Below are 19211 nucleotides of genomic sequence, written 5' to 3' on the forward strand. Positions count from 1 at the left end.
TTGGACTACTCGCTGCTGATCTCGAACTTCACCGCCAGCCACGGCCACCACGGCTGGCCGCGCCAACGCCTGCTGCACGAATGCCTGCGCTCTGCCATCCGCGACGGCACGCTGGCTCCCGGCACGCGCCTGGTCGCCACGCGCGCGCTGGCTGCGGAACTGGGCGTGGCGCGCAACACGGTGTTGTACGCCTACGAGCAGCTCACCAGCGAAGGCTATGTGGTGACCGACCGCAGCGGCACCATTGTTGCAGCCGTGGCGCCTGCCCGGCAGCAGCAAGCCAGCGTGGTGGTCCCGCACAAGGGCCTGTCGCAACGGGCGCAGAACCTGCGCCACAGCACCGCTTCTGCCGCCAGCGGCACGCCCTTCGTGCCGGGCGTTCCCGACCTGCCAAGCTTCCCGATCGGCCTGTGGCGCCGGTTGCTGGAGCGCGCCTGGCGTTCGCTGCCCACCGATAAGCTGAATTACGGCGACCCGTGCGGCGAACCGGTGCTGCGCGAAGCCATCGCCGACTACCTGCGCGCCTCGCGCGGCGTGATCTGCGAAGCGGCGCAAGTGTTTATCACGGACGGCAGCCAGAGCAGCCTGGACCTGTGCGGACGCGCCTGCGCCGACGCCGGCGAAACGCTGTGGATGGAAAACCCCGGCTATGGCGGCGCCATGGCCGCCTTCCGCGCAGCCAGCCTGAAGCTGGAGCCGATCGAGGTCGACGACGAGGGTATCGCCCCACGCCCCGAAGACTGGAAGGCGCGTCCGCCGCGCCTGATCTACACCACCCCGTCGCACCAGTACCCGACCGGCACCGTGCTGTCGCTGGCGCGCCGCATGGCCCTGATCGACGGCGCGCGTGCCTGCGGAGCGCTGATCATCGAAGACGATTACGACAGCGAATTCCGCCACGACGGCCCGCCGCTGGCATCGATGCAAGGCTTGCAGCCGGACGCCCCGGTGCTGTACTGCGGTACCTTCAGCAAGACCATGTTCCCCGGCCTGCGCATCGGCTACCTGGTCGTGCCGCCGTGGCTGGTGCAGCCGCTGGCCACCATGCGCCAGCAATCGGCCTCGCGCGGGCGCGCCGCCGACCAGCTGGCACTGGCCGAATTCCTGCGCAGCGGCCAGTTCGCCCTGCACCTGCGCCGCATGCGCCGCGTCTATCGCGAACGGCGCGACGCCCTGGTGGAAGCGCTGGACAGGCACCTTGGCAGCATCGCCAGCGTACAGGGTGCCTCTGCCGGCATGCACCTTGCGCTGCGCTGGGAAGACCCGCGCCTGAGCGACGTGGAGATCAGCCGCCGCGCCCTCGAACAGGAAGGCATGATTGCCAACGCCCTCAGCGTGCACGCCGTGGCCGGCCAATGCAGCTGGCGCGGACTGGCCCTGGGCTATGGCCAGGTCGATCCCGCCGGGGTGGATGCGCTGGTCAAGCGCCTGGCCGGTGTCATTCATTTAACGGCCTACGAAAATTTTTACCGAAAGTTCAAATAGTTGATCGAAGACCTGCGCCGCTTGTTTTTAGAATGAAGTAAATCTGGCCTGACCAGATGTAGTCAAAAACAAAAAACGAATACTGGGGCGCAATGAATCAACATTTCCTGAAGCTGCGGCAGAATTTCAAGGCCGACATGATGGCGCGCTACGCCGTCGACGAACAACTGTTTGACGAAACCAGCCAGTGCATCGCACCCCTGGCAGTGCCGTTTTCGGTGCGCCGCGGCGAGCTGCTGCAGCGCGTTGGCCAGGCCTCGCGCGACGTCTTCTGGCTGACCGGCGGCGTGGCCCGCGTGGGCTATGTCAGCGAAAGCGGCAATGAAGTCACGATGCGCTTCGCCACCGAGAGCCATATCGCGAACGCCTATGAAGACTTGCTGGAGTTTCGCGGCGAGCTGCCGGCGCGTTCCTTCATCGTGGCCGAGACCTCGGTACAGGGTTTCCGTTTCGACTGGGAGCAAATGAGCGTTGCGCGCAGCCAGCACCCGGTGCTGACCGCCTACATGACGCGCCTGCTGGAGTTTGCCGTCTGCAGCCAGGCGCGCCGCTTCATCACGCACACGGCTTCGAGCGCCGAAGAGCGCCTGGCCAATTTCAGGGAAGAGTATCCGAACCTGGAACGCCGGATTTCGCAGAAGGTGCTGGCGTCCTACCTGCAGATCACGCCAGCCTACCTGTCGCAGCTGATGCGCCGCGAACAGGAAGCCCCCTAGCGCTCCTGCTGCTCCTGCTCCTGCCGCAGCAGGGTGGACATGTATTGCGGCGTAATGCCCAGGAAGGAGGCCAGCGATTTCTGCGAAATGCGCTGCTCCAGTCCCGGGTATTGCTCGCGGAAAGCCGCCAGGCGGCAGTTGGCGGACGTCATGCTGCGCACCAGGCAGCTTTGCGAATAGCGGCGGATCGAGTGCTCCGACACCTTCAGGTAGTACTCGCGCATGATGCTGTGCTCTTCGCGCAGGCGGGCCATGGTGGCCCATTCCACGCGGATCGCCGTCACCAGGGTCTCCGCAATGATGAATTCCTGGGCCGGCTGGCCGTCCTGGGCCGCCAGCAAGTCGTGGTGCGATCCGCAGGTATCGCCTTCCGCCGAAAACGCCATCGTCACATCGGCGCCATCCTGCGTGATCATGCCGCGCCGCGCCACGCCGCGGTAAAGCCAGTAAGCCGCGCTGGCCGGCACGCCCGCGCGCTGCAGGTATTCGCCCTTGCGGAAATGTACCTCGACCACGTGCGGGGCGAGAATGCGATTGAAGGCATCGAACATTTCACGCGATACGCCGATGCGGCTCATCGAGTATTCGCTGAATTCTTCTCGCTGTTTTAGGAATGCTTCGGACATTGCGGCAACTCTTGGTCTTTATGACAATATTGTTTCTTGCCTGAAACCACAGGCCCCGCAATATAAACCACTGAAAGACGCCGGGCAATCCCGCCGTGACGACTGTTGCGTACTACCAGTTAAATTTAGTAACTACTTGATAATCTTCAACTATTTAAACAGGAAACGCGCGCGCATGTAGCTATACTACGCGTTGGCCATCCAGTCGCGCATGCCGTCCACCCAGGGACGGGCATTCAGGTTAAGCGATTTCCTGATCTGGCTGGCGCGATCGTACAACAGTGAGAAATCGATCGATGGCGAACGCTTGAAAGCAATCACCACGATGTTGGCGTCGTGCACTTCCGGCAGCCACACCACCGCGTCGAACACCAGTTCCATGTGCTGCAGGTTCTTGGCGTAATTGTCGAAATCGCCAAATACATTGGTGGTCATGATGCCGTCCGGGCCCAGGCAGTCGAAGCAAGCCTGGTAGAACTCAGGCGTATCGAGCACCGGGCCGCGCGCTTCCTCGTCGTACAGGTCGACTTGCAGCACGTCCACCGTGCCGTGGTTGCGCGGGTCGAGCACGAAGTCCATGGCATTCATCTGGCGTACCTCGAGCCGCTCGTCGTTCGGCGGCAGGCCGAACTTCTCTTCGCAAATTGCAATCACGTTGGGGTTGAGCTCGATGGCGGTGACGCGCGCCTTGGGGAATTGGCGGTAGCTGAACTTGGTCAGGGCCGCGCTGCCCAGGCCGAGCTGGACGATATGGCGGGGAGCGGGAATGAATAGCGTCCACATCATCATCATGCGCACGTATTCAAGCTCGATCATGTCGGGCTTGGACAGGCGCATGGCGCCCTGCACCCAGGACGTACCCAGGTGCAGTGAACGGACACCTTCGAACTCGGTGATGGTGGCGGGAGGAAAACCAGGCTGGTCGAATCTACGGGAAGTCATGGCCATTAGTTTACCAGCCCGGCGCTCAAGCCTCCCGGCGGCGCATGAGGGCCGCTGCGCCGGCCACGCCGAGCCGCCAGCAGCAGGGCATATGGGGCCGGCTCCGGCACCGCGCAGATGTTCAGCGTTCTCGAGTAGCTGGCCGAGGCGGGCGTGAAACTGGTGTCTTCAACATTCACGTAGCCGTGCACCGCCGTGGCGGCCAATGCAAGCAGCGTCCCCATGGCTGTCTTCATGCTGTTCTCCTGAAAGCGCAGGCGAGGCGCATGCACATTCCAGGGTAGGCCGCACAATTGAGCTACTGTTTGATCTACGTCAAAGCGGCAGGATGATTGCCACGGCGAGGCCGCCGCCTTCGCGGTTGGCAAGCGCGATACGGCCGCCATGGGCTTCGGCGATCTCGCGCGCCAGGGCCAGGCCGAGGCCGGTGCCGCTGCGCTTGGTGGAATAGAACGGCACCAGGGCGTTGGCCAGCACCGCCTCGCTCATGCCGGGGCCGCGGTCCTGCACTTCGATACGCAGCATGCCTTGCTGGCGGCGCAGCTCGAGTCCAACTTCCTCCGGCGGCGAACCGGATTCGTGGGCATTCTTCAGCAGGTTGAGCAAGGCTTGCTCCATTTGGGCGACGTCGAAGGCGTGCGCTTCGGGCGGCACTTCGCCGAGCAGCTTGAACTGCACCTGGTCGGACAAGGCGGCCAGGAAGGCGCCCCAGTCCTGTTGCTCAAGCCGCGGCGCGGGCAGTTTGGCGAAGCGGGCATAACCGAGGATGAAGCTCTCGAGGTGGCGTGTGCGTTCCTCGATGGTGGCCAGGATTTGCGGCAAGCGCTCGGTCTGGCCGCGCCGCACCAGTTCGCTGCCCGAATGGGCCAGCGAAGTCAGGGGGGCCAGCGAGTTGTTCAATTCATGGCTGATAACGCGGATCACCTTCTTCCATGTCTGGACTTCCTGGCGGCGCAGTTCCTGCGTGAGCTGGCGCAGCAACAGCAGTTCGTGCGGACGGCCATTCAGGCTGAAGCTGCGCCGCGCGAGGTGGAAGACTTCTTCCTCCTCGCTGTCGCCGATGGTAAACAAGCCGTCGCCGCCGCGGCCCAAGGCTTCGCGCAGGGCCGGCTGTACGCGCGCCAGCAACTCCGCCAGGCGCAGGCCCTCCAGCTTGCGGCCCTCGTTGACCAGCTGGCGCGCCGCCAGGTTGCCGAACACGATGGCATCATTGTCGGTGACCAGCAGCATGGCGACCGGCGTGTGCTGGACCATGGTGTCGAGCAAGAGCTCGCGCTGCACCAGGCCAAGGCGCTGCTCGCGCAGCACCTGCCCCAGTTCGTTGTGGGCGGCCACCAGGTCGCTCAATTCATCGTTCTGCGGCCAGTGCAGGCTGAAGGAAAAGTCGCCATCGCGGTAGCTGGCGACGGTGCCGGTCAGCGCGCGATACAGGGAAAGCTGGCGCTGCAGCTGGGCGCGGATGGTAATCACCGCCAGCGGTACCAGGCACAGCAGTGAAATGCCAAGCACCATGGACGGATGCTTCGGCAAGAGCTGGTCCAGCCCAAGCGCAATCAGGATTCCCGTCGCCGTCAGGGTCCCCACCAACGCCGACCATCTGGTAAGAAGAGACAAGCGCATGGCCTATGCAGTTGGGCTCGCGTCCCACCATGGGGTCACACCCCAAATGAGACACAGCCTCGTCTGCGCACCTGCCGGGCTCGTGTCCCGTTTCGGGTGTGACCCCATGGTGGGACACGGGCTGGGCCGTAGTGGGGGGCGGCTCATGGGCGGGCGATGCCGAGGCGTTCCATGCGGCGGTAGAGGGCTTGGCGCGAGAGGCCAAGCTCTGCGGCGGCCTGAGCTACCACGCCGCTGGCGCGCTGCAGGGCGCTGACGATGGCGTCGCGGTCGGGTTCCTGCTCGGGACCGGTTGCTGCACTGTGGCCGTTCATGGTGCTTGCTGGCAGGCCGAGGTCGGGGACGGTGATGGCGTCGCCTTGCGCCAGCAGGCTGGCGCGTGCCATCACGTTCTTCAGCTCGCGTACGTTGCCGGGCCAGCCGTGCGCAAGCAGGGCGGCTTCGGCGTCGGGGCGCAATTGCCGTTCCTGGCCGAGGAAGTGACGTGCCAGCGGCAGGATGTCGCCGGGGCGTTCGGCCAGCGGCGGCAGGCGCAGTTCGATCACGTTCAGGCGGTAGTACAGGTCTTCGCGGAAGGTGCCGGCGCGGATCATGGCTGGCAGGTCGGCATTCGTTGCGCTGACCACGCGTACCTTCACCTGGCGTTCGCGGTTGGAACCGAGGCGTTCGAAGCGGCCGGTTTCCAGCACGCGCAACAGCTTCATCTGGCCTGCCAGCGGCAGGTTGCCGATTTCGTCGAGGAACAGGGTGCCGCCGTCGGCGGCTTCGAACTTGCCTTCACGGGCCTTGGAGGCGCCGGTGTAGGCGCCGGCGTCGGCGCCGAACAGTTCGGCTTCGATCAGTTCGGCGGGCAGGGCGCCGCAGTTCAGCACCACGAAGGGGCCTTCGCGCACCGAGGAATTGGCCTGGATGATGTCGGCGATGCGCTCCTTGCCAGTGCCGTTCGGGCCGGTGATCAGCACTGGCACGTCGGCGCGGGCGACCTGGCAGGCGAGCGATATGACACGCTCGGTGGCGGGGTCGTTCCAGACCATATTGTGCAGCTTGTAGCGTTCCAGTTCGCGGCGCTGGCGCAGTTCGTCGCTGCGGTGCTGGTTGAGGGCGCGGTTGGCCTGGCCCAGTTCCAGCAGGTTGCGTACGGTGGCAATCAGGCGCTTGTCGTCCCACGGCTTGGACAGGTAGTCGGCGGCGCCGGCCTTGATCAGGTCGACGGCGGCGTCGAGGTGGGTCCAGGCGGTCAGCAGGATGACCGGCAGGTCGGGGTGGCGCTTGCGGATGGCGCGGAACAGCTCGACGCCTTCTTCGCCGGAGGTGGTGTCGGCGCTGAAGTTCATGTCCTGCACCACCAGGTCGATGCTGGCGCTGCGCTGGTCGAGCAGGGCGAGGCCTTCTTCCGGGGATGCTGCGTGCAGCGCTTCGATGTCGTGCAGCGAGAACAGGACTTCGAGGGCGACTGCGACTGCGGCGTTGTCGTCGATGATTAGTACGGTTGGCATTTTGGCAGCATACATGAAAACCGGTAAACCGGGGTCAGACCCAAGGGGCTGACCCCGAACGGTTTTGAGGTCGGCGGTTGGGTTGCAAGATCTTGATTCTCGACGAAGATCAAAGGCGCACAACCCAAACCATGGGCAGACCCAGGTTGACCGGGATTAGGCCGAACGGGTCGCCAGTGCCGGCGAGATGGAAGCTGCGCGCCATGCCGGCCCATACACGGCGGCAATGCCGAGCGCCCAGGAGGCCAGCGCGCCAACCACCATATACTCGGCCGGCAAGCGCGCCAGCTCCAGCTTTGACACCAGCAGCTGGTTCAGGGCCAGCGCGCCAAGCAGGCCTCCGACAATCCCGGTAGTGGTGATCATCAGGTTTTCAGTGACGAAGTAGCGCAGGATGTCGAGCTTGCGCGCCCCCAGCGCCCGCCGTACGCCGATTTGCTTACGGCGCTGCGTGACCCACAGGCTGGCCATGCCGACGATACCGCTGGCGGTCACCACCATCAGCAGCACGCTGACGGTGATCAGCATCCAGCACAGCGCGTTGTCGGCGCGGTAGCGCTTGACGCGCTCTTCGGACTGGGTGGTGGTGCGCACCACCACCTGGCCGTTATGCAGTTTGCGGATCGCTTCCTCGGCATCCTTCATGGCGCGGTCGCGCTGGCCAGGCTCGGCGCGCAGGGTGTACAGGGAGCGCGAGCTGCCCGTGATGCGGGCCGGCACCATGGTCGACATCTCGCCATCCTGGCCCATGGCGGCGGATGGGGTCTGCAGCGTGTCGATCACGCCCACCACAGTCACCTCGCGTGCGTCGGCGCCGGTGCCGTAGTAAAGCTTCTTGCCGACAAAGCTTGGCGCGTCCGGCCACACCTTCTGGCCGGTGGCCTTGGTGATCAGGGCGACGATGGGGAAGGCCTTGCTGGTGTTCTGGTCGATTTCCGGCGCGTCCTGTGGCGTGAAATCGCGGCCGTCGATGATCTTCAGGCCCCAGGTTTTGACCAGCGAGTCCGGCGTGACGTACAGGGACGGGCTGGCGTTGCTGCGTTCCTGCTCGCGGCTGGCGGCCACGCTGGTGTAGTTGCCGGAGTTGGACAGCGTGATCTGGTTGGTGTCGGCTACCGATACGATGCCCGGCACGGCGCGCAAGGCAGCCGCCTGCATTTTCTGGTTCGCCAGTTGCTCCTCGTGGCCGCCCGGCTTGAGCGGCTTCACGCGCAGGTTGAACACTTCTTCTTCATTGGCGATGCCGGTCGGGCGCGCGGCGACAGCCTGGCGCACGCTGACGATGTGCATGGCGTTGGCCAGGATGGCGAGGCTGAGCGCCACTTGCACGGCCACCAGGATCGGGCCGGTCTTGGAGCGCATCAGCGCGGAAAAGATTGGTTTGATTTCCATGGTTATCCTCACTGCGATTTCAGTTGCAGGGCCGGTGTGACCTGGCAGGCACGCCAGGTCGGCAGCAGCCCGGCCAGCATGGCGGCGCTGACGGACATGACGAAAGTCACCAGCAGCATCATCCAGTCCATATGGGTGGTGATGGCGATCTGCTCGGAGATACTGCCGATCAGGGCCAGTGCACCCAGTGCCAGCACCAGGCCGAGAATGCCGCCGGCCAGGCCGACCACGGCGCTCTCGATCAGGAACTGGGTGAAGATTTCCTTGCGCGAGGCGCCCAGGGCGCGCCGCACGCCGACTTCCGGTGCGCGTACCGAGAACTTGGCCAGCAGCAGGCCGATGGTGTTGACCAGGCAAAGCAGCAGGAAGCCGAAGGCCAGCATGGCCGACAGGCGGCTGTCCTTGCCGACCACTTTCTGTTCTTCCAGCCACTCCATCACGTTGAACAGCTTGTTCGGCGCGTTGCGCTGCAGGCGTCCCAGCTTGCGCTGTTCGGCGGCGTAGGCGTCCAGCCAGGCCTGCAGTTGCGGGCGGTCGGATGCCGAGTGCAGTTCGAACCAGAACTGGATCCAGATGCACTCCGAATCGAGCAGGGCCTGGTAGCCGGGGCCGCGGTCGCTGCTGCAGTTCATATTGCCGCTCTGTCCCATTTCGTGGCGGATCGCGTTGTGGAAGGGGATGTAGAACTCGTCCTGGTCGCCGAAGGCGCCGGGTCCGCCGACGATCCGGTGGTAGCGCGGCACCGGCTTCCAGTTGCCGTACACGCCGACCACGGCGTAGTCGAAGCCGCGGAAGCGCACGCGCTGGCCGACCGGATTGGCATTGCCGAACAGGCGTTCGGCCAGCTTGCCGCTCAGGACCATCACGTCGGCGCCGGACTTGTCGTCCGCTTCGCTCCACGGTCCGCCGTGCACGAAGGGGACTTCAAACATGGCGAAGAAGTCGCGCGTCGGCGACAGGCCTTCGGTGGTGAATACCGGCAGGTCCTTGCGCGCCGGTTCGATGGTGCCGTCGACACCGCGAACTGCGGTGCGGCGGTCGCCCTGGCCGGAAGCGAGCAGGTTGACGGCGTCGCGGTAGGACATCTCGTCGCCTTCGCGCTCGCCCGGGGTGTAGCCCTTGAGCGGTCCGTTGTCGACCAGCGGCACGATCAGGCGCTCGCTCTTGTGCGGGATAGGGTCGCCCGACATCACGTGCAGGATGGTCAGGGTCGACACGCTGGCGGCTACGCCGACCGCCAGGATCAGCACCATCAGCGCGGTCAGGATCGGGTTGCGACGCAGGCTGCGCACGCCCAGCAGGAAATAGTACTGGATCATCTCAGGCCTCCTTGGCGACCACCAGCGACGGCGATTTGCGCACCAGATCGGACACCTGGCCGTCGATGATGTGGACGTTGCGCTGGGTACGCTGGGCCAGTTCCGGGTCGTGGGTCACCATCAGGATGGTGGTGCCTTCGGCGTTGATTTCTTCCAGCAGTTCCATCACGCCGCGCGCCATCTGGGTATCCAGGTTGCCGGTCGGTTCGTCGGCAAGCAGCAGTTTTGGCGAGCCGGCCAGGGCGCGGGCGATGGCCACGCGCTGCTGCTGGCCGCCCGACAGTTCTGCCGGGTAGTGGCGCATGCGCGAGGCCAGGCCGACCTTGGCCAGCGCGTCTTCGATACGCTCCTTGCGTTCGGCGGCGTTGAAGCCGCGGTAGCGCAGCGGAACGTCGACGTTGTCGAACAGGCTCAGGTCGGGAATCAGGTTGAAGCCCTGGAAGATGAAACCCAGTTTTTCGTTGCGCAGGCGCGAGCGGGCGTTGTCGTCCATCCCTTTGACGTTGATACCGTCCAGGACGTAGTCGCCACTGGTGAAGTCTTCCAGCAGGCCAGCGATATTCAGGAAGCTGGTCTTGCCGGAACCGGATGGGCCGGTGACGGTGACGAATTCGCCCTGCTTGACTTCGATTTCGAAGCCGCGCAGCGCGTGGGTTTCGATCATGTGGGTGCGATAGACTTTGCTCAGGTTATTCATGCGCAGCATGGTTTGCCTCTCCGTAAGGGGTTATTTGTTGATCGAGACGCGCTTGGCGTTCTCGAAGTTTTCGGTACCGGCGATCACGATCTTGTCGCCTTGTTTCAATCCGTTGACGATCTCCACTGCAGCCACGCTGGTGGCGCCCAGTTGCACCGGGGTGCGCACGGCGATGCCGTCCTGCAGCAGGTAGACATAGCGGCCGCCTTCCGATTCAACGAAAGGACCGCGCTGCACCATCAGCACGTTCGGCTTCTCGTCGATCAGCAGGCGCGCCGATACGCGCTGGCTCTGGCGCAGGCCTTCCGGCTGCTTGTCGAAGCGCACGCGCGCCAGTACCTGGTTCTTCACCACTTCCGGGGACAGGGCCGACAACTTGCCCTTGGTCTTGGCGCCGGCCACTTCGATTTCGGCGGTCATGCCCAGGCCCAGGTCGTTGACGTAGGATTCCGGCACTTCCAGTTCCACTTCGAGCTGCGACAGGTCGACCAGCGTCATGAGCGGCGTGTTGGCTTGCACCACGCTGCGGTTGGCTACCGACAGGGTGCCGATGAAGCCGTCCACCGGCGCGCGCACGGTCAGCTCGTCGACGCGGCGCTGGGCGTTGGCCTGCGACAGCTTCTGGCGCTCCATCTGCGCAGTCTTCGTCTTCAGTTCCAGCGAGACGTTGTCGCCTTCCAGTTCGGCGGCCTGCTTGGTGTGCCTGGCGCGGATGTCGGCGGCGGCCACGGCGTCCTTGGCTTTTTGCATGTCGATCTTGGCGATGATGCCTTCGGTCGACACGCTCTCGTAACGCTGCAGGGTGCGCATGGCGGATATGCGCTCGATTTCCGCGGTGTCGGCTTCGCGCTGGGCGGCCAGCTTCTGCTTGCGGGCCAGGATCTGCTGGCGCGCCACTTCGGCCTGCAGCTCGTTGAACAGCGTCTGTTCCTTTTTCAGTTCGTCGGTCAGGTCGGGCGATTCCAGCACGGCCAGCACCTGGCCTTTCTTGACGGTGTCGCCGGCGTGCACTTTCAGTTCGACCGTGGAGGTGGAGGTCGAGTACAGGGTCGGACTGACGGCGGCCACGATGCGGCCGTTGACGGCGGCGTCGCGGATCAGGGTGCCGCGCGTGACTTCGCCGATGCGCAGGCGGGCGGCGCTGACCGATTGCTCGCTGCCGCTCCAGCTTTTCAGCAGGCCATAGCCGGCCGCAGCCAGCGCGAGGCCGACCACCAGCAGCAGCACCTTGCGGCGCGGGAAGCGGCTGGCCGGAGGGGCGATCACTTGGTCCTGGTGTGAGGTGTCGCGAATCATGTTTGTTCCTGGTATTGGGGATTTGGTCAATCTTGCTGATGCATGAAGTGTGCCAACACGTATGTCTTTGATTCATATGAGGTCCACCTTGCCGCGGCCGCTGTCCGCGAGCGTCCACCGTGTCCACCTGTCCGCCCTGGCCAGTCAACCGGACTACTTGATTTTTTTGTAAGCGGCTATACTTGTTGGCTTATCTTTATGGCAAGGAGTGGTTCTGTGGAGTATTCGTTCTCCGACAGCGCGGTGGCGCGTTACGATGAACTGGCCGGCGCCAGCGGCAACGGCGCGGTGGATGGGCAAACATGGCAGGATTTGCTGCTCGCGCCCTACCTGCGGGCGGTCGGCGAGGGGGCCAGCATCTTCGGCCGTCAAATGCTGTACCGGCGCTTGCGGCGCGGCGCCAGCGTTGCCGCGGCCGATCGTGTGCGCGCCTTGCTGACGGACGTCGGCGCGCGTGAGCGTCTTGCTACGCAACTCGCGCCTTTACGCAAGGCCAGCGCGGAGGTCAGCGAATCCTTGTTCGTCCCGGTGACGGACGCTGTAGTGCAGACCGAGTCGCCGCTGCCGCCCGTGCCGCGCTGGTCGGCATGGCTCTGGCTGGTCCCCGTAGCCTTTCTCGCCAGTGTTGCGGCCAGCTTTTTCTGGCTGGCGGCGCTGGTTCCTGCGGTTGTGCTGTCGCTGGTGCTGATGGCGATCCAGATTGCTTTCCACTCTCGCGTCCAACGGTGGTCGGCCATTTCCGAGGCGCTGCAATTGCAGCTCTACGCGCATAGCCAGCAAGCAGACGCGCCCGGCGCCGGCCAGGCCGCCCAACTGCGCAGCAAGCTTGCGCGCAATGCTTTCACCACGGCGCCTGGCGTGACCGAGTATGCCGACTGGGTCATGCTCGCCAACCTGAAGCACTATTTCGCCACTCGCCGCCTGGTGCGCGGTCACGCGGCCTTCCTGCGTGAGAGCTTTGAACTGGTGGCCGGCCACGATGCCGATCTTGCGCTGGCGCGCCACCTGTCGACGCAAGCGCAATGGTGCTGGGCGGAAGAGGGCTGGGAGCAGGAGGTCCAACTGCGTGCAGTCCGACATCCGCTGCTGCCTGATGCGCAGGCGCTGGACCTGGAACTGGATGGCAAGAGCGCCTTCATCAGCGGCCAGAATGGCATCGGCAAAAGTACCCTGCTGCGCACGGTCGGCCTCAACCTGCTGGCCGCGCGCGCATTCGGCTTCTGCTACGCGGAGGCTGCGCACGTGCCGAACCTGCCGGTCTACGCCAGCATGCAGAATGAAGACGCGCTTGATGGTGGCGAAAGCCTCTACCAGTCGGAGCTGCGCCGCGCACATGAATTGCTGGCGCTGGCGAAGGCGCCGCAACGCGCGGTCTTCATCATCGATGAAATTTTCCGCGGCACGAATCACCTCGAGTCGGTTTCCGCTGCTGCCGCAGTCCTTGAGCAACTGGCCGGCCGTGGCACCGTGCTGGTGTCTTCGCACAACGTGGTGCTGGCGCAACTGCTCGAGCTATGCTGCGAACCGTTGCTCGTGCAAAAACGCGCCGCCCGCCTGGTGCTGACGCCCGGCGTGCTGGCCGAGACCAACGGCCTGACCCTGCTCGCCCAATCCGGCTTCGACGCTTCCATCGAACAACGCGCGCGCGACGTCTACAAACGCCTCAGTGGCCGGCTACTGCCAGCGTAGGATCGGCTTAACGATCTCGAAACAATGAAGGCGCTTTTGCAGCGGGGCTGAGCGCAAACTGTACTGGGCGAAGAGGCTGGCAAACTCCGTCTTTCCCTTGGCGCATCGAACGCTATCCGGGATGAGTTTGGACGGCAGCCGGGCCAGCAGTCTTGCGACGCAGCCAAAGCTTGGTCAGGCCGTACATGATTGCGATGACGCCGACCCACGCCGCGTAGACCACGGCCAAGGAAGGCTCGTAGCCTTTCGGTAGCGTGAATCCTCCCGGCCCGCCTTGCGGGGTTGCGCCATAGCGCAGGATGAAGTACGGCCCGGAGAGGAAGTGAATCATGGCGATGTGGATCACGTAGAAGAACATCGGGGTGCCGCCGAACAGCATCAGCAGCGGCACGGGGCGCAGGCGCTCGAACCACGCCAACAGGGGCAGGGCAATGCCGATCGTCACGCACAGGTAGAGTAGTGACGGCGGATATTTGTGCACGCGGATGAAGGAAATGAAGTCCCACACGAAGCCGCGTCCCTGCGGCGACCAAGGGTCGGGATCTCCGTAGAAATTCCCGCTGCGCAGGGCGACGAAGACCATCAACAGCACGGCGCCTGCAACCAGCAGGAAACGCTGCCGGCGTGCCGGCTCCCATTGGAACACGGGTCCCAGCGCGTAGCCGGCCGCGATCAGGCCGAGCCATGGCATCAATGGATAGGCGAGATACACGCCGTAATTGCCGGCCACTGGCCAGAATCCGCGCTGGTGCCAGGCCAGCCACAGCGGGTGGGTGGACTGGATCGAATCGAGCAGGTTATGCGGCAGGATCAAGAGCGCAGCAATGACCGCGATCGCGGGCCAGGGCAGCCACGCCAGCCCGGCAAGGAAGATCATCCCCATGCCCAGTGCCCACAGCACCTGCAGGATGGTGACGTTGTAGCCGAACTGCCAGCTGAAACTGATCCAGGTCGCTTCAAGCACCAGCAGCAGCAGGCCGCGCGTCACGAGATAGCGCGACAACGCGGGAATTCCGCTCTTGGTGCCGCGCAGGTAGGCCGAAGTGCCAGCCAGCAGCACGAACGTCGACGCGCACAGATGCGTGATCCAGCGCGTGGCGAACCACAGCGGCGTGGTCTTGGCCAGGTCCTCCGGATCGAAAAGTGCAGCGCCAAAGAAGTCGCGCGTATGGTCCAGCGCCATCAATACAATGACCAGGCCGCGCAGCAGATCGATGCTGGCGAGCCGCTTCGTAGTCTGCATTAGCGTCCCCCATGTTTATTTGCTATGCATTGTGGGCGCGAATTGCCATCCAGGCAAATATTTAATTTCTGTCTTGACAGAAATTAATGTAAACATAGAATGACAGGTATGGAACTGAAACCGATAGCCGAACGATTTGTACTGCACTGGGGCGAGATGGGTTCGCGCTGGGGCGTCAACCGCACCGTGGCGCAAATTCATGCGCTGCTGTACCTGGCCGCGCGCCCAATGGACGCCGAGGAGATCCAGAATACGCTGGGCGTGGCGCGCTCCAACGTCAGCAACAGCCTGAAAGAGCTGCAGTCCTGGAACCTGGTGAAGGTGGTGCACCTGAAGGGCGACCGCCGCGACCATTTCGAAACTTCGACCGATGTGTGGGAGCTGTTCAAGCTGATCGTGGCCGGGCGACGCCAGCGCGAGATCGATCCCACCGCCGCCGCATTGTCGGAGTGTCTCGCCAACCCTGCGATGGCGGACGAGGACGAAGGTACGCGTGAACGGATCGAGGAAACGCTGAAGTTCATCGAAGTGATGGCGACGCTGTCGGATGAACTGCTGCGCTACAAGCCGGAAACGCTGATGAAGACGTTGGGCGTCAGCGCAAAAATCAGCCGGGCCATCCGCGGCAAGCAGTGATCGGGCAATAACGGCGGCGGGCAGGAATGCCCGCTTTTTTGAACATAAAATTTCTGTATTTACAGAAATTACTGTCTAAGGAGATTGTAAAATGTTGATCGCCTATGAAATCGTAATACCGCTGCTGGTTGGCCTGGCTGTCAGTCGTTACTTGCGTGATGTGTTGCGCCGCCTGCTGATCGACCTGTGCGGAACGGCAGAATGCTCCGAATTCTGGGTGCGTGTCACCACGGTTCTGATTAGCGCCTTCCCGGTGCTGTTGGCCTTGTGGTTTGGCCACAGCGACGCGCGCGATGCCAACCTGGCCAGCGTGCTGCGCACGACCCTGATCATGACCACCGCAGGCATCGTGGCAGGCGTCGCCGTGATGGCCTGGAGCATTGCAAAGTCGATGCCCAAGGCGGCCAAATGAAGGTCCTTGTTTGCGGCGCGACTGGCTTCATCGGCCGCGCAATTTGCCTGAGGTTGGCAGCGGCCGGACACGAAGTCCTGCGCGGAGTGCGCCGTCCTGCAAGAGGCGGCGACGTGGCAGTCGATTACTCTGCCGACCTGCAAGCGGCCGACTGGCTGGAGCGCCTGCGCGGCGTCGATGCCTTGGTGAATGCAGTGGGCATCATCAGCGAAAAGGGCGCGGCCACTTTCGATGCACTGCACGCCCGCGCGCCGGTTGTCTTGTTTGCCGCATGCGCCCAAGCCGGCGTACGGCGCGTAGTGCAAATCTCCGCGCTCGGCGCGGATGGCGGCGACACTGCCTACTTCACCAGCAAGCGTGCGGCCGACGAAGCGTTGATGGCACTTCCAGTGGAATGGATCATTTTGCGCCCATCGCTGGTGTTCGGTGCGGAAGGCGCGTCGGCTGCAATGTTCTGCCGGGCCGCCAGCATGCCGGTAATCGCGGCGCCGGCCTTGGGCAAGGCGCGCTTCCAGCCGCTTCACGTCGACGACCTGGCGCAAGCGGTAGCAGCTGCGCTCTCTCCGGCGACGCCAGCACAGCGCGTGATCGATATCGCCGGCGGCAGGGCCGTCAGCTACGATGGCATGCTGTCCGCCTACCGTAGCGCGATGGCCTTTCCTCCTGCACCTGTGCTGCACATTCCCGCAACGATCATGGCATGCGCGGCCTGGGCCGGACAGTTCTGCGGCGCGCTCCTGACGCCGGACACCTGGCGCATGCTGCGCGCAGGCAGTGCACTGCCGAAGAGCTGCGCCGCCAGCGCCGCCCCGATATGCGAGCTATTGGGCCGTTCGCCGCGCGGCATCAACGACTTCATGGCGCCCGCCGAACGTGAACTGTTTCGCCTGCGCGCGCTGGCCGCCTGGCGCACCGCTTTGCTGCGCTGGGTCCTGGCCATTGTCTGGCTGGCGACTGCCATCGTGAGCGCCTTCGTCTACCCGCAAGCGGACAGCCTGGCATTGCTGGCACGTGTCGGCCTTGAGGGCATGCCGGCCATCGCCGCGCTGTATGGCGCGGCGGCCCTTGACTTCATATTCGGCATTGCCTGCATCGTCCGCCCGCGCCGCGCGCTCTGGCTGGTGCAAGGCGCGCTGATACTCGGCTACAGTGCGGCAATTGCGGCCTGCCTGCCGGAATACCTGTGGCATCCCTTCGGCCCCCTGCTGAAAAACCTGCCGATCCTGGCCATCCTGTTCATCTTGTTTGCAGAGGAAAAAACGTGGACTACCTGACCGTCAAGACTATCCACATCCTGTCCTCGGTGCTGCTGGTCGGCACCGGTTTCGGCACGGCGTTCTACCTGTTCTTCGCCAACCGTTCGCGATCGGTAGAAGCCATTGCCGTGGTCTCGCGGCTGGTGGTGCGCGCCGATGGGTGGTTCACCACGCCGGCCGTGATCGTGCAGCCCCTGTCCGGCGCCTGGATGATCCACCTCGCCGGCTACCCGCTGGACGCGTTCTGGATCAAGGCTTCGCTGGCGCTGTACGTCCTGGCGGGCGCCTGCTGGCTGCCGGTGGTGTGGTACCAGGTCAGGATGGGCAGGCTGGCGCTGGCAGCACATGCCGCCAACACCGCGCTGCCGGCCCAGTACTGGCGCTATGCGCGGCGCTGGGAACTGCTTGGCTATCCGGCCTTCATCGCCATGCTTGCCGTGTACTGGCTGATGGTGCACAAGCCGGTATAGGACTTACTTGTCCTGCGACTGCGGCTTGCCCTTGTCGATCACTTCGCGGCAGTCGCCTTTGAACTTTGCGTTGTCGTAGTTGGTCCAGCCGTAGCTGTCCACCACCCGCTTGTGCACCTGGAAGTCCTTGTTGAGGAAACTCCAGGCCGGCTTGTCGTCCGGGTAGCGGATGTTCGCCACGTCCAGCATGGTATGGAAGATGTTTTCCGTTGCCAGCTTGGCCTTGCGGTTGCGCAGCAAGGCGCCCACCTTGTCCGGATAGCGATCGAGGTACTGGTCCGAGAACCACATGAAGGCCGGCACATGGAATTCATAGTCGGTGTTGTGGCCGTGGAAGGCCAGGCGGCATGTGCCGTCGTACAGGGTCTGGCCATGGTCGGCGACGTACAGCATCGATGCCAGCTGGCCCGTGCCTTTCAGGTCGCCGATCAGCTGCGACAGGAACCAGTCGGTGTACAGGATCGAGTTGTCGTAGCTGTTATTCAGTTGCTGCTTGATCTTCAGATCGGTGTAGGCCGGCTTGTCGACGCCGAACAGCGAGGGCTGCCACTTGTCGAATTCCTTCGGGTGGCGCTGGCTGTAATTCCAGTGGCTGCCCAGCGAATGCAACACGATCAGCTTTTTCGGCGCCGGGTCGGCCAGCGCGCGCTTGAGCGGCTCGAACAGCACGTCGTCGTAATTGGAGTGGTTGGTGAAGCCGCCCAGGTTGAGGAACTGGATCACGTCCGCTTCCTTGGCAAACACCGACACCGGCGTATCGTACTGGCCGAACGAGATCTGGTTCGACAGCCACCAGGTCTTGAAGCCGGCTTCCTTGTAGGCCGTCAGGAAGGATTTTTCGCTGAAGCCATCCTTCAGGCTCTGCGTGGCGGGCTTGCGCGAAATGATGACCGGCACCGACAGGCGCGTCGCCGATACCGACGTGATCACGTCCGACAGCGGCACCAGGTTGCTTTCCTTGGCCAGCAAGGGATTGGTCTCGCGCTTGTAGCCGTTCAGGCTCCAGCGGTCGTAGCGCGACGATTCGCCCAGCACCATCACCACGATTTCCGGCTGCGTGCCGCCGTCGACCTGGCGCGCGCCGAACTCGAAGCTGGCGCTGCGTTCATTGAGGTCTGCCAGGTAGCGCCGCTCCTTGTAGAAATCATAGCCGCGCGCGGCCAGGCCGAAGGGCCAGGATTCGATGAAGGCGCCCGGATCGAACGGCAGGCGCGCCCAATAAGGCAGGGCAGGGCCGGGCAGGTGCAGGGTGTGGGCGCCAGCCACTGCGGCGCGCGCTGAGGCGCTCTCGCTGGAATCGTCATCGCTGGCGGCGCTTTCGCTTGCACTGTCGCTGTCTTTCGCGGCGCTGGCGGTCACGCTGGCTGCCGGGCGCGCCGGCGCCGCGTCGATGCCGAATTCATAGCCCCAGGCCGCCGTGGCAGCCAGTACGACCAGGGAGAACAGTGCCAGCCAGCGCGAGCCGCCATGCCAGTCCAGCCCGCGCGTCTGGCGCGCTGCGCGGAAGGTCAGTACCCACCACACAGCGACGCCCACCATCACGGCCAGCATGGTCCACACTTTGCGGCCGAGGAACTCCAGCGCTTCCTGCGGGCTGGTTTCGGCCAGGATGCCGAGGTGGTGGGTGGAAATGCCCTGGCCGTAAAATACGAACAGGTAAATTTCGGTCGGCAACGCCAGGAAGGCCGGGATCAGCAGCCAGTGGAAGTAGGCCGGGCGCTTGAACAGTGCCCATATCGTGACCCAGGCCACGAACTCGATTCCCAGCAATTGCCACGGCTGCTCCACCGGCTTGCCCAATAGCAAAGGCAGGAAAGGCACGGCGGATAGCGCCAGGTAGCTAAACAGGATGAACAGGGTGGAAGGGCGCGCCAGCATTGCTTACAGGAAAGTACAAAATGATCGCTATTATGCTG

18 protein-coding genes are annotated in these 19211 nt (G+C 64.1%); 7 read left to right on the forward strand and 11 right to left on the reverse strand.

The window, feature by feature from the left end:
* Together ACN9MZ_RS03845 and ACN9MZ_RS03850 are read left to right on the forward strand one after the other, a co-directional pair.
* Positions 1 to 1485: a PLP-dependent aminotransferase family protein gene (locus tag ACN9MZ_RS03845; RefSeq protein ID WP_426342862.1), complete on the forward strand. Its 1485-nt coding sequence runs from the start codon at positions 1 to 3 to the stop codon at positions 1483 to 1485.
* A 92-nt stretch (positions 1486 to 1577) separates the two neighbouring features.
* Complete coding sequence (locus tag ACN9MZ_RS03850; RefSeq protein ID WP_426340981.1) at positions 1578 to 2201, forward strand: Crp/Fnr family transcriptional regulator; 624 nt, start codon at positions 1578 to 1580, stop codon at positions 2199 to 2201.
* On the opposite strand, the gene ACN9MZ_RS03855 is transcribed toward ACN9MZ_RS03850, so the two are convergent.
* The 9 genes from ACN9MZ_RS03855 to ACN9MZ_RS03895 all read right to left on the reverse strand — a co-directional run bounded on the left by ACN9MZ_RS03855 (position 2198) and on the right by ACN9MZ_RS03895 (position 11589).
* Positions 2198 to 2827 carry a Crp/Fnr family transcriptional regulator gene (locus ACN9MZ_RS03855; RefSeq protein ID WP_426340982.1) on the reverse strand — a complete coding sequence of 210 codons (630 nt, stop codon included), beginning with the start codon at positions 2825 to 2827 and terminating at the stop codon, positions 2198 to 2200. The genes ACN9MZ_RS03850 and ACN9MZ_RS03855 overlap by 4 nt on opposite strands.
* Positions 2828 to 3013: 186 nt before the next feature.
* A complete protein-coding gene (locus ACN9MZ_RS03860; RefSeq protein WP_426340983.1) occupies positions 3014 to 3769 on the reverse strand; it encodes a spermidine synthase in 756 nt (251 codons plus the stop codon).
* Positions 3770 to 3774: 5 nt separating this feature from the next.
* Positions 3775 to 4005: a hypothetical protein gene (locus ACN9MZ_RS03865; protein WP_426340984.1), complete on the reverse strand. Its 231-nt coding sequence runs from the start codon at positions 4003 to 4005 to the stop codon at positions 3775 to 3777.
* A gap of 79 nt (positions 4006 to 4084) precedes the next feature.
* The gene (locus ACN9MZ_RS03870) at positions 4085 to 5389 is read right to left on the reverse strand and encodes a sensor histidine kinase (RefSeq protein WP_426340985.1); all 1305 of its coding nucleotides are present in this window, start codon (positions 5387 to 5389) and stop codon (positions 4085 to 4087) included.
* A 143-nt stretch (positions 5390 to 5532) separates the two neighbouring features.
* Positions 5533 to 6885 carry a sigma-54-dependent transcriptional regulator gene (locus tag ACN9MZ_RS03875; RefSeq protein WP_426340986.1) on the reverse strand — a complete coding sequence of 451 codons (1353 nt, stop codon included), beginning with the start codon at positions 6883 to 6885 and terminating at the stop codon, positions 5533 to 5535.
* Positions 6886 to 7041: 156 nt separating this feature from the next.
* Complete coding sequence (locus ACN9MZ_RS03880; RefSeq protein ID WP_426340987.1) at positions 7042 to 8277, reverse strand: ABC transporter permease; 1236 nt, start codon at positions 8275 to 8277, stop codon at positions 7042 to 7044.
* An 8-nt stretch (positions 8278 to 8285) separates the two neighbouring features.
* A complete protein-coding gene (locus ACN9MZ_RS03885; RefSeq protein ID WP_426340988.1) occupies positions 8286 to 9596 on the reverse strand; it encodes an ABC transporter permease in 1311 nt (436 codons plus the stop codon).
* Between the two features lies 1 nt (position 9597).
* Positions 9598 to 10302, reverse strand: coding sequence for an ABC transporter ATP-binding protein (locus tag ACN9MZ_RS03890; RefSeq protein ID WP_057261435.1), 705 nt, complete (start codon positions 10300 to 10302; stop codon positions 9598 to 9600).
* Positions 10303 to 10323: 21 nt separating this feature from the next.
* Entirely contained in the window at positions 10324 to 11589 is a 1266-nt protein-coding gene (locus ACN9MZ_RS03895) for an efflux RND transporter periplasmic adaptor subunit (protein WP_426340989.1), read from the reverse strand.
* A gap of 216 nt (positions 11590 to 11805) precedes the next feature.
* Between ACN9MZ_RS03895 and ACN9MZ_RS03900 the strand changes: the two genes are divergently transcribed.
* Positions 11806 to 13278, forward strand: coding sequence for a MutS-related protein (locus tag ACN9MZ_RS03900; RefSeq protein ID WP_426340990.1), 1473 nt, complete (start codon positions 11806 to 11808; stop codon positions 13276 to 13278).
* 112 nt (positions 13279 to 13390) lie between these two features.
* Here ACN9MZ_RS03900 and ACN9MZ_RS03905 read toward each other — a convergent pair whose 3' ends face one another.
* Positions 13391 to 14521, reverse strand: a complete 1131-nt coding sequence (locus ACN9MZ_RS03905; protein ID WP_426340991.1) for a DUF1624 domain-containing protein — start codon at positions 14519 to 14521, stop codon at positions 13391 to 13393.
* 108 nt (positions 14522 to 14629) lie between these two features.
* On the opposite strand from ACN9MZ_RS03905, the gene ACN9MZ_RS03910 reads away from it, so the two are divergent.
* The 4 genes from ACN9MZ_RS03910 (at position 14630) to ACN9MZ_RS03925 (ending at position 17295) form a co-directional block, all read left to right on the forward strand.
* Positions 14630 to 15157, forward strand: a complete 528-nt coding sequence (locus tag ACN9MZ_RS03910; protein ID WP_426167738.1) for a GbsR/MarR family transcriptional regulator — start codon at positions 14630 to 14632, stop codon at positions 15155 to 15157.
* Between the two features lie 91 nt (positions 15158 to 15248).
* The gene (locus ACN9MZ_RS03915; RefSeq protein ID WP_426340992.1) at positions 15249 to 15569 is read left to right on the forward strand and encodes a hypothetical protein; all 321 of its coding nucleotides are present in this window, start codon (positions 15249 to 15251) and stop codon (positions 15567 to 15569) included.
* On the forward strand, positions 15566 to 16843 hold the full coding sequence (locus ACN9MZ_RS03920; protein WP_426340993.1) for an SDR family oxidoreductase: 1278 nt from the start codon (positions 15566 to 15568) through the stop codon (positions 16841 to 16843). Before ACN9MZ_RS03915 ends, ACN9MZ_RS03920 begins: the two co-directional genes overlap by 4 nt.
* On the forward strand, positions 16831 to 17295 hold the full coding sequence (locus tag ACN9MZ_RS03925; protein ID WP_426340994.1) for a DUF2269 family protein: 465 nt from the start codon (positions 16831 to 16833) through the stop codon (positions 17293 to 17295). Before ACN9MZ_RS03920 ends, ACN9MZ_RS03925 begins: the two co-directional genes overlap by 13 nt.
* 3 nt (positions 17296 to 17298) lie before the next feature.
* Here ACN9MZ_RS03925 and ACN9MZ_RS03930 read toward each other — a convergent pair whose 3' ends face one another.
* Positions 17299 to 19173 (reverse strand): phosphoethanolamine transferase, encoded by a 1875-nt coding sequence (locus ACN9MZ_RS03930; RefSeq protein WP_426340995.1) that lies wholly within the window; start codon positions 19171 to 19173, stop codon positions 17299 to 17301.
* Positions 19174 to 19211 lie beyond the last annotated feature (38 nt).

Origin of the sequence: Pseudoduganella sp. S-14 (genome assembly GCF_049913285.1) — a bacterium.
Classification (GTDB): domain Bacteria; phylum Pseudomonadota; class Gammaproteobacteria; order Burkholderiales; family Burkholderiaceae_D; genus Rugamonas.